Raw genomic sequence first — 16,276 nt, 5'->3', positions numbered from 1 at the left:
TCGGATTCCTCAGGCGTCGTCGTTGGCTTTGATCAGGCGGTCGTAGGCGTTCTGGTCGAGCAGGGCTTCGACTTTGGCCATGTCGGCAGGCTTGAAGCGGAAGAACCAGCCTTCGCCCAGCGGGTCTTCGTTGACCAGTTCGGGGCTGTCGTTGAGGTCTTCGTTGACGGCGACCACTTCACCGGTCAGGGGCATGTACACGCCGCTGGCGGCTTTCACCGATTCGACGGTGGAGGCTTCGGCACCTTTTTCGTACTGCTGCAGCTCGGGCAGTTGCACATAGACCACGTCGCCAAGGGCGTTCTGGGCGTAGGCAGTGATGCCCACGGTGACGCTACCGTCAGCTTCGACGCGCAGCCATTCGTGATCTTCGGTGAAACGCAACTCGCTCATGGGGAATCCTCGGGAAGCAGGGCGTTGGGCGCGGTGGGTCCGCGCTCTTGGGTTGAGGATTCCCTTTGCAATAATGCGGCCAGTAGTAAAAAATCTTTAAAAAACAATGGGTTAATTTGTTTCTGTAATCAGTTTGTCATTCTTTTGGAATGAAAACGCTACAGCTGTGCGGGACGGTAAAAGGTTTGCTGGATCAAACCCTTGAGCAGACGCGTCAGAATGGGGTTGTATCGAATTGATTACGGTGTAATGAATTCGTTCCGGTCTTAATTTCTGGTTGTAATACCGTACTTGCGCAAGCGCTGGGCAATGGCTGTATGCGAGGTCTGCAGCCGCCCCGCCAACTGCCGCGTCGAGGGATAGCTGGCGTACAGCCGCTGCAGCAATTCGCGCTCGAAATCGCCCACCGCCTGCTCCAGGCTCGCCACATCGCCATCCTGCCCACGGGCCACCGAAGTCCCGGCGATATCCAGGTCGCCGATATCCACCAGGTTGCTTTCGCAAATGGCCGCCGCACGGAAGATCACGTTCTGCAATTGGCGCACGTTGCCCGGCCAGGGATTGGCCAGTAATGCCGAATGCGTGGCCGGGGTCAGACGACAAGACGGGCGCTGGATCTGCGTGCAGGCCTGCTGCATGAAGTAGTGCGCCAGCATCAGGATGTCCTGGCCACGATCACGCAGCGGCGGTACCTGCAGGTTGAGCACATTCAGCCGGTAGAACAGGTCTTCACGGAACGTGCCTTCGGCGACCATGCGTTCCAGGTCGCGGTGGGTAGCGCTGATGATGCGCACATCCACCTTCACCTCGCGGTCGCCGCCCACGCGGCGGAAGCTGCCATCGCTGAGAAAACGCAACAGCTTGGCCTGTAGGTACGGCGACATTTCGCCGATCTCGTCGAGAAACACGGTGCCCTGGTTGGCCAGCTCCATCAGCCCCGGCTTGCCGCCGCGCTGGGCACCGGTGAAGGCGCCGGGTGCGTAGCCGAACAGCTCGCTCTCGGCCAGGCTCTCGGGCAGTGCGGCGCAGTTCAGGGCGAGGAACGGCGCAGTGTGGCGGCTGCTGATGGCATGGCAGGCGCGGGCCACCAGTTCCTTGCCGGTGCCGGTTTCGCCGTGCACCAGCAGCGGCGCGTCGAGGGCCGCCACGCGCAGGGCGCGGGCCTTGAGCGTGCGGATTGCCGGTGACTCGCCGAGCAGCGCATCGAAGCCTTCGGCGTGGTCGTGGTGCAGGGCTGACAGGCGCTCGCCCATGCGGTTGGGCGGGTACAAGGTCAGCAGGCCGCCCGCATTGGTGATTGGCGAGGCGTCGAGCAGCAGGCTCTGGCCGTTGAGCTGCATCTCGCGCATCGGCAGGTGGAAGTTGTTGTCCAGCAAGGCCTGCAGCAGGCCGGGGTCGTTGAATAGCTCTCCCACCGAGCGCCCGGCCGATTCACGGCCGCACAGGGCGATCAGCGCCGGGTTGGCCAGCAGCACCTTACCGGCGCTGTCCACCGCCAGCACCGGGTCGCTCATGGCAGCGAGCAGGGCGTCGAGCTGCAGGTGGCGGCGCTGGCCAGGGAGAATGTCGACCACGTCCACCGACTGCACGCCACGGACTTCGAACAGCGCGTCGTGGAGTTCTTCGAGGACCGCCGGGCTGAGGGTCGGGGCGTCGATGTAGACGTTTGGCGGGACCATCTCCACGGCGTCCAGGTTGAGGTTGCGGGCACCGAGCAGGGCGAGGACTTCCTGGGTGATGCCGACGCGGTCGATGAAGCTGACGTGGATGCGCATGGGGGAGGCGGGGGTTGTGGCCGGGGAGGGCAGTAGTATGCCTTAACATCGCCGGGGCTGCGCAGCAGCCCCCGGTTGTTGAAATCACTCCAGATGTTCAGGCTTGATCGGGTCGCCCGACTTCACATCCAGCTTCTCGCGAATGTCCGCGAACATATGGTCATAGAGCTTGTGCGGCGAACTCAGGTTCTCGAATTTCTTCGGCGGCGCCAGATAGGACTGGGCCTTGCGGGTCAGTAGCATGAGGAAGCTGGGCAACACCTGGTCCTTGGCCAGGAAGAACTTTTCATCCACTGGCTTGCCTTCGATGCCGCCGTGCATGCGGAACTGAATACCTCTGCCTTCCTTGGGATCGGTAGTCGCCTCGTATTCGATGTTGAGGTCATAGCTGTGGTCATTGTTGTTCAGCGCAGTACGCTCGATATGTACATGACCGGGCTCATACTTGGCCATGGCGATCTCCTTCAGAAGGTTGAATGGCGGGCGACGGGCGCCCGCCCACTGCAATCAACGGTAGCTGATCCCCGGCTTTTCCGTGCTCACGCGGGTGCCGGCGACGCCTTTGACGATGCCCTCAATGTTCTCCAGCGAGCTGATCACCGCCACCTTGCCGGTGTGCCGGGCAAAGTCGCAGGCTGCCTGCACTTTCGGCCCCATGGAGCCGGCGGCGAAGCCAAGGCGTTCGAGCTCGTCGGGGTGGGCCTGGGCGATGGCTTTCTGGGTCGGCTTGCCCCAGTCAATGTAGGCGCCATCGACGTCGGTGGCGATTACCAGAAGGTCGGCTTCCAGCTGTTCGGCCAGCAGCGCCGAGCACAGGTCCTTGTCGATCACCGCCTCGATGCCTTTGAGCTTGCGGTTTTCATCGTACATGGTGGGGATGCCGCCGCCGCCAGCGCAGATCACGATGCTGCTCTTTTCCAGCAGCCACTTGATCGGGCGGATCTCGAAGATGCGCTTGGGTTTCGGGCTGGCGACCACGCGGCGGTACTTGTCGCCGTCGGCCTTGACCACCCAGCCTTTTTCCTTGGCCAGGCGCTCGGCCTCTTCCTTGCTGTAAACCGGGCCGATGAACTTGCTCGGGTCCTTGAAGGCCGGGTCGTTGGCGTCCACTTCCACCTGGGTCAGCAGGGTGGCGAACGGCACTTCGAAGGCCAGCAGGTTGCCCAGCTCCTGTTCGATCATGTAGCCGATCATGCCTTCGGTTTCGGCACCGAGCACGTCGAGCGGGTAGGCTTCGTCGGGCTTGTAGGCCATGCCCTGGAGCGACAGCAGGCCGACCTGGGGGCCGTTGCCGTGGGCGATGACCAGTTCGTTGCCGGGGTGAATCTTGGCGATCTGCTCGGTGGCGGTGCGGATATTGGCGCGCTGGTTGTCAGCGGTCATGGGCTCACCACGGCGCAGCAGGGCGTTGCCGCCCAATGCAACAACGATACGCATGGGGAATGTCCTTTAACGAAGAGGGAATGGCGCCGCCCCATGGGCAAGGGCGGCGCAGCCGGCTTACAGGTCAGCCAGGGTCGAAACCAGGATCGCCTTGATGGTGTGCATGCGGTTTTCCGCCTGCTCAAAGGCGATGCATGCCGGCGACTCGAACACGTCATCGGTCACTTCGATGCCGTTGGCCAGGTCCGGATACTGCTCGGCAATCTGCTTGCCGACCTTGGTCTCGGAGTTGTGGAACGCCGGCAGGCAGTGCATGAACTTGGTCCGTGGGTTACCGCTGGCTTTCATCAGCTCCTTGTTTACCTGGTAGGGCTTGAGTTGCTTGATGCGCTCGCCCCAGGCTTCGATCGGCTCGCCCATCGAGACCCAGACGTCGGTGTGGATGAAGTCGACGCCCTTGACCGCGGCCTTGGGGTCTTCGGTCAGGGTGATGCGTGCGCCGCTTTCTTCGGCGTACTTGTGGCAACGCTCGACCAGGTCGTCATGTGGCCACAGCGCCTTGGGCGCGGCGATGCGCACGTCCATGCCGAGCTTGGCGCCGATCAGCAGCAGCGAGTTGCCCATGTTGTTGCGGGCGTCGCCCAGGTAGGCGTAGCTGATGTCGTGCAGCGGCTTGTCGCTGTGCTCACGCATGGTCAGCACGTCGGCGATCATCTGGGTCGGGTGGTATTCGTCGGTCAGGCCGTTGAACACCGGCACGCCGGCGAACTTGGCCAGCTCCTCGACGATTTCCTGCTTGAAGCCGCGGTACTCGATGGCATCGTACATGCGTCCGAGCACGCGGGCGGTGTCCTTCATGCTTTCCTTGTGGCCGATCTGCGAGGAGTTGGGGTCGATGTAGGTGACGTTGGCGCCCTGGTCATAGGCGGCGACTTCGAAGGCGCAGCGGGTGCGGGTCGAGGTCTTCTCGAAGATCAGGGCGATGTTGTTGCCCTTCAGGTGCTGCTGCTCGGTGCCGGTGTACTTGGCGCGCTTGAGGTCGCGGGACAGGTCCAGCAGGTACTTCAGCTCGCGGGTGGTGTGGTGTTCGAGGCTGAGCAGGTTGCGGTTGTGAATGTTGAACGCCATGACTTTTCTCCTTGAGTTTGGTGAACACACCGGCCGCCGCTTTGTGAGGGCGGCCGGGGGTAATGGGCGTTAGTAATCGATTGGGTCGCGCACGATCGGGCAGGTCATGCAGTGGCCGCCGCCACGGCCCCGGCCCAGCTCGCCGGCGCTGATGGTGATGACCTCGATGCCGGCCTTGCGCAGCAGGGTGTTGGTGTAGGTGTTGCGGTCGTAGCCGATGACCACGCCTGGCTCGATGGCCACCACGTTGTTGCCGTCATCCCACTGTTCGCGTTCGGCGGCGAAGCTGTTGCCGCCGGTCTCGACCACGCGCAGCTTGACGCCCAGCTGCTCGCCGACCACCTCGATGAACGACTTGTTGATCCGGCGCACATCCATACCGTAAGGCTTGCTTTCGTCCGGACGGATGATGAACGGTACGATCTCATTCACCACTTCAGGGAAGACCGTGACCAGGTCGCGGTCGCAGAAGCTGAACACGGTGTCCAGGTGCATGGCGGCGCGAGACTTCGGCAGGCCGGCAACGATGACTTCCTTGACCGCGCCCTTGGCGAACAGGTTGCGTGCCAGCTGGCCGATGGCCTGACGCGAAGTGCGCTCCCCCATGCCGATCAGCACGATGCCGTTGCCGATCGGCATCACGTCACCGCCTTCTAGGGTGGACTGGCCGTGTTCCTTGTCCGGGTCGCCGTACCAGACTTCGAAGTCGGCGTTGGTGAACTCCTTGTGGAACTTGTAGATGGCGGTAGTCAGCAGGGTTTCCTGGCGACGCGCCGGCCAATACATCGGGTTCAGCGTCACGCCTCCGTAGATCCAGCAGGTGGTGTCGCGGGTGAACTGGGTGTTGGGCAGCGGCGGCAGGATGAAGCTGGAGTGGCCCAGGTAGTCGTTGTACATCTTGACCACATCGGCGCCTTCACTCTGAGGCAGGTCCTGGCCTGCCACACCGCCGATCAGGAACTCGGCCAGGTGGCGCGGGTCGAGGCCTTCGAGCCAACTGCGCACTTCGTTTTTCAGGCCTACGCCGACGGTGTCATCGGTGATCTTGCGGTCGAGGATCCACTTCAGGGCCTCGGGTTGCTGGACAATGTCGGTCAGCAGGTTGTGCATTTCCAGCACATCGACCCCACGCTCGCGCATCTTGGTGACGAAGTCGAAATGGTCACGCTTGGCCTGGTCGACCCAGATCACATCGTCAAACAACAATTCGTCACAGTTGCTTGGCGTTAGCCGCTTGTGCGCCAGGCCCGGTGCGCAAACCATTACCTTGCGCAGTTTGCCGGCTTCGGAGTGGACACCGTACTTCTGTTTTTCAGCGGACATGGTTTCATTCCTCCAATTGAACGAAGACGTGGGTCAAAGGGTCAGGAAGCCGTCGTACAGGCCGAAAGCTGCCACCAGGGCGCCGATGACCACGGCTGCGAAGATCAGTTTTTCCACGTTGGTGAAGATCGGTTGGCCTACTTCACGCTTGGCCTTGGCGAACAGGATTGCGCCAGGGGCATAGAGCAGGGCCGAGAGCAGCAGGTATTTCACGCCCCCGGCATACAGCAGCCAGATGGCGTACAGCAGGGCGATGGCGCCGATGAACAGGTCTTTCTTGCGTTCTGCCAAGGCCTGTTCGTAGGTTTCACTGCGCAGCGCCAGCAGGAAGGCATAGGCCGCCGACCACAGGTAAGGCACCAGGATCATCGAGGTGGCGAGGTAGATCAGCGACAGGTAGGTACTGCTGGAGAACAGAGTGATGACCAGGAAGATCTGCACCATGGCGTTGGTCAGCCACAGGGCGTTGGCCGGCACCTGGTTGGCGTTCTCGCGGCGCAGGAACTCCGGCATGGTGTGGTCCTTGGCGGCGGCGAACATGATCTCGGCGCACAGCAGCACCCACGACAGCAGGGCCCCGAGCAGCGAGATGATCAGGCCGACGCTGATCAGCACCGCGCCCCAGTGGCCGACCACGTGCTCGAGCACGGCAGCCATCGACGGGTTCTGCAGCTTGGCCAGTTCCGGTTGGGTCATGATGCCCAGCGACAGCACGTTGACCAGTACCAGGAACAGCAGCACGGTGACGAAGCCGATGACCGTGGCCTTGCCCACGTCGGAGCGTTTTTCCGCCCGTGACGAGAAGATGCTCGCGCCCTCGATACCGATGAACACCCATACCGTGACCAGCATCATGTTGCGCACCTGGTTCATCACGCTGCCCAGGTCTGGCGTGCCAACCGCCCAGATGTCGGCGGTGAAGATATCGAGCTTGAAGGCGAACAGGCAGATCAAGGCGAACAGCACCAGCGGCACGACCTTGGCCACAGTGGTGACCAGGTTGATGAACGCCGCTTCCTTGATGCCACGCAATACCAGGAAGTGAACGGCCCAGAGCAGCACCGAGGCCCCGATGATCGCTGCCGGGGTATTGCCTTCACCGAAGATCGGGAAGAAGTAACCGAGGGTGCTGAACAGCAGCACGAAGTAACCGACGTTGCCCAGCCAGGCACTGATCCAGTAGCCCCAGGCCGAAGAAAAGCCCATGTAGTCGCCAAAGCCGGCCTTGGCATAGGCGTACACCCCGCCATCCAGGTCAGGCTTGCGGTTGGCCAGGGTCTGGAACACGAAGGCCAGGGTCAGCATGCCGACCGCGGTGATGGCCCAGCCAATCAGTACCGCACCAACCCCTGCACTGGCGGCCATGTTTTGCGGCAGCGAGAAGATCCCGCCGCCAATCATCGAACCGACTACAAGTGCAACTAACGCGCCGAGTTTTAGTTTTCCGGATGAATCAGACATTTAACAACTCCTGCCAGGAGAAAGTTGACGACAGAATAAATCCGACGCCGGGGCCATGAGCTGACTTAGGTCAGTTCATGGCAACGTGAGGGTAGGAAATTTCCCACACGTGACTCCTGGAGAGTGCCGACAGCTATGCTGCAGGCCTTGTGCGCTGGCACCTCCATGTCCTACTAGAGCAACCGCTCTGTTTAGCCTGCGAACTCTGAAGCTAGCCGCTTTTGCCGCTTTCGCAAATTTTTCACAAGAATTTCGAGTTTTATCAGTTTCTTTTCTAGTTGCTTGGCAGCTGCTAGTTTTTACAGGGATATGGCGATAGACATTATGGTTATTAATGCTATAGGTTTAACGGCTTTGGCCATATAAGTAACAGCATTTATATGGCGCCCATGGCTGTTGCAAACACATGACAGCACGGAAAAAGGAAGCCCCATGAGCGAACCGGGACAAAAGCTGCGACTGGGTGCACTGATTGCACTGGTGGTGGGCTCGATGATTGGTGGCGGCATCTTCTCGCTGCCGCAGAACATGGCAGCCCGTGCCGATGTCGGCGCCGTGCTGATCGGCTGGGCGATCACGGCGGTGGGCATGCTGGCGCTGGCGTTCGTGTTCCAGACCCTGGCCAACCGCAAGCCCGAGCTGGACTCGGGGGTATACGCCTACGCCAAGGCCGGTTTCGGCGAATACATGGGCTTCTCTTCTGCCTGGGGGTACTGGATCAGCGCCTGGTTGGGCAACGTCGGTTACTTCGTACTGCTATTCAGCACCCTGGGCTTCTACTTCCCGGTGTTTGGCGAAGGCAACACGCCCATTGCCATCGGCTGTGCCTCGTTGCTGCTGTGGGCCGTTCACTTCCTGGTACTGCGTGGCATCAAGGAAGCGGCGTTCATCAACCAGGTGACCACCGTGGCCAAGGTGGTGCCATTGCTGATCTTTGTGGTCATCGCCGCCTTTGCCTTCCGTGCCGACATCTTCACCCGTGATATCTGGGGCCTGAGCAACCCGCAGTTCGGCAATGTGCTGGACCAGGTGCGCAACATGATGCTGGTCACGGTGTTCGTGTTCATCGGTATCGAGGGCGCCAGTGTGTATTCCGGGCGGGCGCAGCGCCGCTCCGACGTCGGCAAGGCCACGGTAATCGGTTTTCTCGGCGTGCTGGCGCTGCTGGTGCTGGTCAACGTGCTGTCGCTGGGGGTGATGACCCAGCCGGAACTGGCCGGGTTGCAGAACCCGTCACTGGCCTCGGTGCTGGAGCATATCGTCGGACCTTGGGGTGCCTTGCTGATCAGCATTGGCCTGGCGGTATCGTTGCTGGGTGCCTTGCTGTCGTGGGCACTGTTATGCGCAGAAATCCTTTACGCCACGGCGCGTGACAAGACCATGCCGCGCTTCCTGGCCAAGGAAAATGCCAACCATGTGCCGGCCAATGCGCTATGGCTGACCAACTGCATGATCCAGGGCTTTCTATTGATCACGCTGGTTTCGGCCGGTACCTACACCAGCCTGATCTACCTGGCATCGTCGATGATCCTGGTGCCCTACCTTTGGTCCGCGGCCTATGCCGTGCTGCTGGCCTGGCGCGGGGAAAGTTATGAAGGAGAGGCCGGGCTGCGCCGCAAAGACCTGCTGGTGGCCGCGGCGGCGCTGCTGTATGCGGTGTGGCTGCTATACGCAGGCGGCCTCAAGTACCTGCTGCTGTCGGCACTTCTCTATGCCCCAGGGGTGATCCTCTTTGCCCGGGCCAAGCACGAGCAAGGGCAGGCGCTGTTCACCACCTGGGAGAAGCTGATTTTCGCGGCAGTGCTGGCGGGAGCGGCACTGGCTGCCTACCTGCTGTATTCAGGGCTGTTGAGCTTGTGAGGCATCAGGGCAGGGCTGTTCAGGGCGAGACCAGATCCACAGGTTGCCCAGGGTCATGCCGGCAATCGCCAGAAACACCGGCCAGTGATGCTCGAGGAAGACCAGCATCAGGCATGCACACAGCAGCATGCTGACGGTGGCACTGACCTTGGCACGACGCTGGATCACCTTGCCGTTGCGCCAGTTGTACAAGATCGGCCCGAACAGGCGGTGGTTCTCCAGCCAGGCAGACAGTCGTGGCGAGCTGCGTGTCGCGGCCCAGGCGGCCAGCAGGATGAACTCGGTGGTCGGCAGGCCGGGGATGATGATCGCGACCAGGCCTATCCCCAGGCATACGTAAGCCAGGATGCCGTACAGCAGGCGGGACAGTTTCGAGCGGGCGGGTCGGGTCATGGTCTCACTGCAAAAAACGTCCGGCCACCGGAGAGGCGGCCGGTTGATGCGTCTCAGGCCAACGCGGCATCCGCGGCATAGGCATGCTTGAGCAGTTCGGTGAAGCGCTCGAAGGCGGCAACCGCTGCACGCTCGGCGGCGGCGTCTTCCTCGGGCGACAGGTCCAAGCCATCGAGGATACGGGTGAACTGCTTCCAGCCTTCGGCACGGCCACCGGCCGGCTCGCCGAGGTGGCGGGCACCGAAACTGTCGGACAGTTCCAGGGCCACGGCACGCTTGATCAGAAACGCAGCGCCAAGTTTGGAGCCTTCCGAGACGAAGATCCAGCCCATGGCTTCACCCAGGGTCGGATTGTGCAGGGCGCCGGGCACGGCGGCCGGGACTTCGGTGTTGAGGTCGGCGAGGTCCAGGCGGGCCTGTTCGGCGCGGCAGCGCTCGGCCAGGTCAGGGACGATGGCGATCAGTTTTGGGTCGTTGTACAGGGCCTGCAGTTCGGCCTGAAACAGGTATTGGGCGACGACGAAGCGGGCGAGGCTTTCGCGGCTGTCGAAGGGCGCGTGGGATTTGACCAGGGCGTCGAGCTCGCTGTGCGGAGCGTGGGTGGCCTGGTTCAGGCGTTGCGAGCGCAGGGCTGGGCGGTCGGTCATGGGTGTGTCCTTGGTAAATGTGGGCGTCTAGTGACAAGACGAAACAGCAGGGCGGGGACAGTAAAAAAACTGGATTCTTGTGGTGTTTCGCGATGGCAGGCTCTTGTAGGAGCGGCCTTGTGTCGCGAAAGGGCCGCAAAGCGGCCCCAGGGTCTTGTAGTGCTACGGAATCATCTGGGGCTGCTGCGCAGCCCTTTCGCGACACAAGGCCGCTCCTACAGTCAGATATCCCACACCACATTGACGGCGAAGTTGCGCCCCGGCATGGTCAGGCGATCGAGGTTGGCCGGCTGGGTCACGCCAGCTTCACCCTGGCCGTCGTAGCCACGCACCGAATCCCACTGCCAGTACTTCTTGTCGGTCAGGTTGTACAGCCCGGCGTTGACAGTGATGTCGTCGGTCACCTTGTAGAAGCCGCTCAGGTCCAGCACGCCGTAGCCCGGAGTGCGGAATTGCGAACTCTGGCCGTCAGGCGCGAAGAACGTGGTGTCGTCGACACGGGTCTTGCGCTTGACCAGGGTCCAGCTCAGCAGGCCACCATAGTTCGGCTGCTCGTAACCCAGGCCGAACACCCCGGTCAGCGGGTTGACGCTGTTCAGCGGCTGGCCGTTGTCATCGTTGCGGCCATGGGCGTAGGCGATCGAGCCCTGGGTGTACAGGCCCTGCGGCGCACCGAAGTGGTCGAGGTTCAGGCGGCCCTTGATCTCGGCCCCCTTGATGGTGGCGTGCTTGATGTTGTTGGCCTGGAACGTGGTTTCCAGGTTGGCCGACTGCACGGCGTCTTCGTCGATGAAGTCGCGGTACTTGTTGTAGAACACCGCCACGTCGAAGTTGCCGGCGTCGAAGTTGCCGCGCAGGCCGGTTTCGTAGCTCTTGCTCTTTTCCGGTTCGAGGCCTGGGTTGCCCTGCACGCTGTAGCCCAGGGTCGGGTTTTCAAAGCGCCCGTACATCGACTTGGCCGTCGGGGTGCGGAAGCCTTCGGCGTACTGGCCGTACCAAGTGTAGTTGTCGTTGAAGGCATAGGTCAGGCCGAACTTGGGCGAGATGCGGTGCCACTTCTTGTCCGAGTCGTCGAGGCTGCTCGGAGCAGTGCCTGAGCCCTGGATGCCACGCAGGAACTCCTCGGTGAACTTCGGCTCCATGCGCGTGTAGTCGTAGCGTGCGCCGGGCATGAAGGTCCAGTTGTTCCAGCGGATTTCATCCTGCACGAACAGGCTGTAGGTATTCACGGTCGGGTCCGGGAAGTCACTGACCAGTGCCTGGCCATCGCTGGTGCTGACCTGGCCGATGGCGCGGCAGGTGCCACCGACTGCCAGGCAGGTGCCGGTGCCACTGCGCGAACCGGTGACCTTCTCGTGCTTGAGGGTGGTGCCGTAGGTCAGCAGGTGTTCGGTGGCGCCGACGCTGAAGGCCTTGTCCAGCTGGGCGTCGAACACCCACTGGCGGTCCTTGTAGGTGGTGTCGCGGGTGCGCAGCACGGTGCGGCTGAACGGGAAGTAGACTTCCTCCGTGCTCTGGTCGGTCTTGGCAATCTGGTAGTTCAGGCTCCATTTCACGTGGTCGGCGACCAGCGAATCCAGGCCGAACTCATGGTTGATGCCGAAACGCTCGCGGGTCACGGTGTCGTTGCCGGTGCGGCTGCGGTACATGCCCAGGCCGGTGCCGTTGGTGAACGGGCCACCGACGGCGCTAAGGATGTTCTGGTCGCGGTCATCCTTGTAACGCTCGTAGGTCAACCCCAGGCGGGCATCGTCGGCATAGTTCCAGCCGAGCTTGGCCAGGACGTTGGTAGTGCGCACGTCTTCCGGGTTGGCCTCGGTGCGCGACAGGCCTGTGCCACCATGGCTACCGTAGGATTCGGTCTCGTGGCCGTTGCGCTGGCTCAGGTGCAGCAGGCCATCGAAATCACCCGTGCGGCCAGCCACGGTAGCCGAGGTCAGCCAGCTCTCGTCGGCCGTGCTGTAGCCGGTCTTCAGGCGCGCGCCGACGTCCTTGCCAGGCTTGATGATGTCGTCCGGGTCGAGTGTGAAGTAGCTCACCGCGCCGCCGATGGCGTTGCTGCCGTACAGCACCGAAGCCGGGCCGCGGAGGATTTCCACGCGTTTGACGATCTCGGGGTCGACGTAGTTGCGCTGGGTCTGGGCGTATGGGCCGTAGAAGAAGCTGTCGGGGATCGATACGCCATCGACCTGGGTGAGCACACGCTCACCGTCGATGCCGCGGATGTTGTAGCCGTTCAGGCCACTGCGCTGGCCGGTGCCCCCCACCGACACACCCGGTTCGTAACGCACCAGTTCCTGGATGTTGTTGACGTTCTGCCGATCCAGTTGCTCGCGGGTTTGCACGCTCACGGTGCTCGGCACCTGGCTCACGTCCTGGGCGCTACGGGTCGCGCTGACGGTCATCTGCTGCAAGGCGATGACGTTGCCCGCCGACTGGCGTTCAAGCACCACGTTACCGTTGCTGATCTTGCGGAAGCCCAGGCCGGTGCCCTGGAGCAGGCGCTTGAGTGCGGCTTCCGGCGCCAGCGAACCCTGTACACCCGGCGATGCCACGCCGTCGGCCAACTCGGCGCTGAAACCGACCTGCCAGCCAGTGACCTTGCTAAAGGCATTGATCGCTTCGACCAGCGGCTGCTGGGCGATAGTGAAGCGGTAGTCGCCCATGCGCGGGATGCTGGCCTGGGCCGGTTCTGCGGCCAGTGCTGGCAGGCTGCAGGCACCGCTGGCGAAGAGTGCCAAGGTCAGCAGGGACAGCTGACCGGTACGGCGGGGAAGGGTGGACGGGCGAGATGGACCTGTGGACATCGAAAGCGCTCCCTGACGCGCGAACTGTTATAGGTGATGACCGTTCTTGTTTTCAAACAAGAATCAGTTGCATTGGCTATAACGAGACGGGCGGGGTTGCGCGATCGCGTAAAAAAACTTTCAGTTCAGTTGATAATCACCACGGCAGGGAATTCGTGCAGTTGCGCCGAAGTGATGTGGGCCAGCGCGCGCAGGGTTTCCAGCGGCTGATCGAGGCGATAGTTGCCGGTCACCGCCATGTCGCCGAGGTGGGCGTTGCGGTTGATGATCCAGCCGGGGTAATAGCGCCGCACCTCGGCCAGCACCTGGCTCAACGGGCAGTTCTCGAACACCAGGCGACCGTCGACCCAGGCCAGGTCCTTGTGCATGTCCGGGCGTTGGCGCTGGCCGAAGCCCTGCGGGCCGACACTGATGCTGTCGCCGGCACTGAGGCGGATGCGCTGGTCGCGGGCTCCCTGCAGGTCGACGTCGCCGCGCTGCACGCGAACCTGTGCCTCACCGTCGAGGTAGCGCACGGCAAAATCGGTGTCGCGCACCTGCGCACGCACGGGCCCTGCCTGCACTTCCAGCGGCAGCTGGGCGCCACCGGGTACCTGGAAGTACGCCTCGCCTTGCAGCAGGCGTGCGACCTGGCGGCCGCCCTGCTGGTCGCTGGCGAAGGCGGAATTGGTGTTGAGCAGGACCTTGGCGCCGTCATCCAGCTCCAGGCGCTGGCGTTCACCGACCACGGTCAGGTGGTCGGCCTGCAGGCGTACCGGCAGGTTGCCGAAGGTGAACAGCCCGACCAGCAGCACAGCGGCGGTCGCCAGTGGCTTCCAGTGCGCGCGCAGGCGGCCGCGCAGCGAGCGGCGCTGGCGCTGGTGCATGTGCAAGGCGGCCTGGCGCAGCGGGGTGCCGTTCCACAAGGCTTCGGCCTCGACATAGGCCTCGGCGTTTTCCGGGGCTGCGCTGAGCCATTGCTCGAAGGCAAGCGTGTCGGCTTCGCTGGCGCACTGCAGGCGAACGAGCCAGTCCAGCGCCTCGTCCAGCGCACGGGCGCGGGCGTCGGGCCCGGTGGCTGGCGGGCGAGTGACGGGACTGTCGGTCACGGTGGGTCCTTGCAGGTATTTTTGCGAATGATCACGGCTTGGGCGAAGCATGGCAAGCGCCATGCCGCATTCGGCACGCCTGCGGTCGGCTCATTTGAGACGGTCGGCCACGCCCATGCAGATGGCCATGATCAGTTTCAGTTCCTTCTGTACCGTGCTGGCCGAGACCCGCAGTTGCTCGGCAATTTCCAGGTAGCTGGCGCCATGCAGGCGGCTGAGGATGAAAATGCGCTGCTGGCGCTCGGTCAGCTGGTTGAGGCTGACGCTCAGGTGTTTGAGCAGTTGTTCGGCGTGGGCAGCGTCCTCACTGCTGCCCAGCGGGGATGCGACATTGTGCAGCACCTCGTCGGGCACATCGTCGACCAGCATGCGCGACTGCACCCGCCGCGTGCGCAGGTGATCCAGGGCGAGGTTGCGGGCGGTCTGGAACACGAAGGGCTCGAGGTGTTCGATGGGCCGCTCGCCCAAGGCGCGGGACACCCGCAGGTAGGTTTCCTGCAGCAGGTCCTCGGCGGTGCTGGGGTTGCCTACCATGCGTTGCAGGGTGCGCAGCAGGGAAAGGCGCTGGACGAGGAAGACGGAGTTGAACCGGGACTGACTCACGGGGTGACCTGGCCGACGAAAGGTTAATGATAATGCTTATCATCTTGTGGTCAGGTCAAGCCTGGAATTGTTAGGAAAAGGTAAAGATTGGGTGGGGCCTGGGGGTTTGCCTTGGGATTTTCAGCGTCTGTGAGATCGAGCGCCGCGCGGGCGGCGCTCGATCTCACAAACTCTACAAATCCCTCGTCAAGCACCAAAGACCTCAGCGCGCGCTGGCCAACGCCAAACAGTTATCCAGCATCCGGTTGGAGAATCCCCACTCGTTGTCATACCAAGCCAGCACCTTGAGCATCCGCCCATTGGCGCGGGTATGGTTGGCATCGAAGATCGACGACAGAGGGTTGTGGTTGAAGTCGCACGACACCAGCGGCAGTGCGTTGTAACCGAGCACCTTGGAGTGCCGGCTGGCTTCGAGGAACAACTGGTTGACCTGCTCGGCAGTGGCCTCGCGCTTGAGGTTGACGGTCAGATCGACCAGCGACACATTGATCACCGGCACCCGCACGGCCATGCCGGTGAGCTTGCCGGCCAGTTCCGGCAGCACCAGGCCCACGGCCTCGGCGGCGCCGGTCTTGCTCGGGATCATCGACTGGGTGGCCGAGCGGGCGCGGTACGGGTCGCTGTGATACACGTCGGTCAGCACCTGGTCGTTGGTGTAGGCGTGGATGGTGGTCATCAGCCCCTGTTCGATGCCGAACTCGCGGTGCAGCACCTGGGCGATCGGCGCCAGGCAGTTGGTGGTGCACGAGGCGTTGGAGATGACCTGGTGCGAAGCCCGCAGGATATCGTGGTTGACCCCGTACACCACGGTGGCGTCGACGCCCTTGCCCGGCGCCGAGACGATCACCTTGCCGGCGCCCGCAGCCAGGTGCGCGGCGGCCTTGGCACGGTCGGTGAACAGCCCGGTGCATTCGAACACCACGTCGATCGCTTCGGCCTTCCAGGGCAGTTCGGCCGGGTTGCGGATGGCGCTGACCGCGATACGGTCACCATTGACCGTCAGGCTTTCATGGTCGGCCTCGACCAGTGCATCGAATGTGCCGTGGACGCTGTCATATTTGAGCAGGTGGGCGTTCATTGCGCTGTCACCCAGGTCGTTGATGGCGACGACCTGCAGGTCCTGGCGGTAGCCTTGGGTATACAGTGCGCGCAGGACATTGCGCCCGATGCGGCCGAATCCATTGATGGCAATACGTAGGGTCATGGCAGTACCTCTGGCGGTCCGAGTGAAACCTGTGGCAAAAAGGCGCTTCACTGAAACGGTTTTGTTGTTGGAATTACAAGATTATTCACTGGACGATAGAAAACAAGCCTTTTTGATGGCAGTATTTTGTTTAAACATACAACGAGTGGTTGGGCGCAGTGCCTCCCCCGATGATGCGAGCCCCTCTACCTTGAGCCTAGGCCGCAATCGT

14 protein-coding genes are annotated in these 16,276 nt (G+C 62.5%); 1 reads left to right on the top strand and 13 read right to left on the bottom strand.

Going from position 1 to position 16,276, the window contains the following annotated elements; all coding sequences use genetic code 11:
* Positions 1-9: 9 nt before the first annotated feature.
* The 7 genes from gcvH to arcD (ACLEJU_RS19185) form a co-directional block, all read right to left on the bottom strand.
* Positions 10-393, bottom strand: coding sequence for a glycine cleavage system protein GcvH (gcvH, locus tag ACLEJU_RS19215; protein ID WP_435422921.1), 384 nt, complete (start codon positions 391-393; stop codon positions 10-12).
* Between the two features lie 266 nt (positions 394-659).
* Positions 660-2,168, bottom strand: coding sequence for a sigma-54-dependent transcriptional regulator (locus ACLEJU_RS19210; RefSeq protein WP_435422922.1), 1,509 nt, complete (start codon positions 2,166-2,168; stop codon positions 660-662).
* An 84-nt stretch (positions 2,169-2,252) separates the two neighbouring features.
* Entirely contained in the window at positions 2,253-2,621 is a 369-nt protein-coding gene (locus tag ACLEJU_RS19205; protein WP_435422923.1) for a DUF5064 family protein, read from the bottom strand.
* Positions 2,622-2,675: 54 nt separating this feature from the next.
* Positions 2,676-3,605 carry a carbamate kinase gene (arcC, locus tag ACLEJU_RS19200; RefSeq protein ID WP_294341092.1) on the bottom strand — a complete coding sequence of 310 codons (930 nt, stop codon included), beginning with the start codon at positions 3,603-3,605 and terminating at the stop codon, positions 2,676-2,678.
* Between the two features lie 63 nt (positions 3,606-3,668).
* Positions 3,669-4,679 (bottom strand): ornithine carbamoyltransferase, encoded by a 1,011-nt coding sequence (locus ACLEJU_RS19195; protein ID WP_027920178.1) that lies wholly within the window; start codon positions 4,677-4,679, stop codon positions 3,669-3,671.
* Between the two features lie 69 nt (positions 4,680-4,748).
* Positions 4,749-6,002, bottom strand: coding sequence for an arginine deiminase (gene arcA, locus ACLEJU_RS19190; RefSeq protein ID WP_435422924.1), 1,254 nt, complete (start codon positions 6,000-6,002; stop codon positions 4,749-4,751).
* A 33-nt stretch (positions 6,003-6,035) separates the two neighbouring features.
* On the bottom strand, positions 6,036-7,463 hold the full coding sequence (gene arcD / locus ACLEJU_RS19185) for an arginine-ornithine antiporter (RefSeq protein ID WP_435422925.1): 1,428 nt from the start codon (positions 7,461-7,463) through the stop codon (positions 6,036-6,038).
* A 432-nt stretch (positions 7,464-7,895) separates the two neighbouring features.
* Between arcD (ACLEJU_RS19185) and arcD (ACLEJU_RS19180) the strand changes: the two genes are divergently transcribed.
* Complete coding sequence (gene arcD, locus ACLEJU_RS19180; RefSeq protein WP_435422926.1) at positions 7,896-9,323, top strand: arginine-ornithine antiporter; 1,428 nt, start codon at positions 7,896-7,898, stop codon at positions 9,321-9,323.
* Here arcD (ACLEJU_RS19180) and ACLEJU_RS19175 read toward each other — a convergent pair.
* The 6 genes from ACLEJU_RS19175 to gap all read right to left on the bottom strand — a co-directional run bounded on the left by ACLEJU_RS19175 (position 9,303) and on the right by gap (position 16,065).
* Entirely contained in the window at positions 9,303-9,716 is a 414-nt protein-coding gene (locus ACLEJU_RS19175) for a YbaN family protein (RefSeq protein ID WP_435422927.1), read from the bottom strand. The two genes, arcD (ACLEJU_RS19180) and ACLEJU_RS19175, sit on opposite strands and share 21 nt — an antisense overlap.
* Before the next feature lie 53 nt (positions 9,717-9,769).
* The gene (locus tag ACLEJU_RS19170; protein ID WP_435422928.1) at positions 9,770-10,363 is read right to left on the bottom strand and encodes a biliverdin-producing heme oxygenase; all 594 of its coding nucleotides are present in this window, start codon (positions 10,361-10,363) and stop codon (positions 9,770-9,772) included.
* A 221-nt stretch (positions 10,364-10,584) separates the two neighbouring features.
* Positions 10,585-13,170: a TonB-dependent receptor gene (locus ACLEJU_RS19165; protein ID WP_435422929.1), complete on the bottom strand. Its 2,586-nt coding sequence runs from the start codon at positions 13,168-13,170 to the stop codon at positions 10,585-10,587.
* 125 nt (positions 13,171-13,295) lie between these two features.
* A complete protein-coding gene (locus tag ACLEJU_RS19160) occupies positions 13,296-14,258 on the bottom strand; it encodes a FecR family protein (protein ID WP_435422930.1) in 963 nt (320 codons plus the stop codon).
* 90 nt (positions 14,259-14,348) lie between these two features.
* The gene (locus tag ACLEJU_RS19155; RefSeq protein ID WP_435422931.1) at positions 14,349-14,861 is read right to left on the bottom strand and encodes an RNA polymerase sigma factor; all 513 of its coding nucleotides are present in this window, start codon (positions 14,859-14,861) and stop codon (positions 14,349-14,351) included.
* Positions 14,862-15,063: 202 nt separating this feature from the next.
* Positions 15,064-16,065 (bottom strand): type I glyceraldehyde-3-phosphate dehydrogenase, encoded by a 1,002-nt coding sequence (gene gap / locus ACLEJU_RS19150; RefSeq protein ID WP_103445520.1) that lies wholly within the window; start codon positions 16,063-16,065, stop codon positions 15,064-15,066.
* Positions 16,066-16,276 lie beyond the last annotated feature (211 nt).

Origin of the sequence: Pseudomonas sp. SMN11 (assembly GCF_052041945.1) — a bacterium.
Taxonomy (GTDB): domain Bacteria; phylum Pseudomonadota; class Gammaproteobacteria; order Pseudomonadales; family Pseudomonadaceae; genus Aquipseudomonas.
This window is presented reverse-complemented; position numbering and strand designations above follow the sequence as displayed.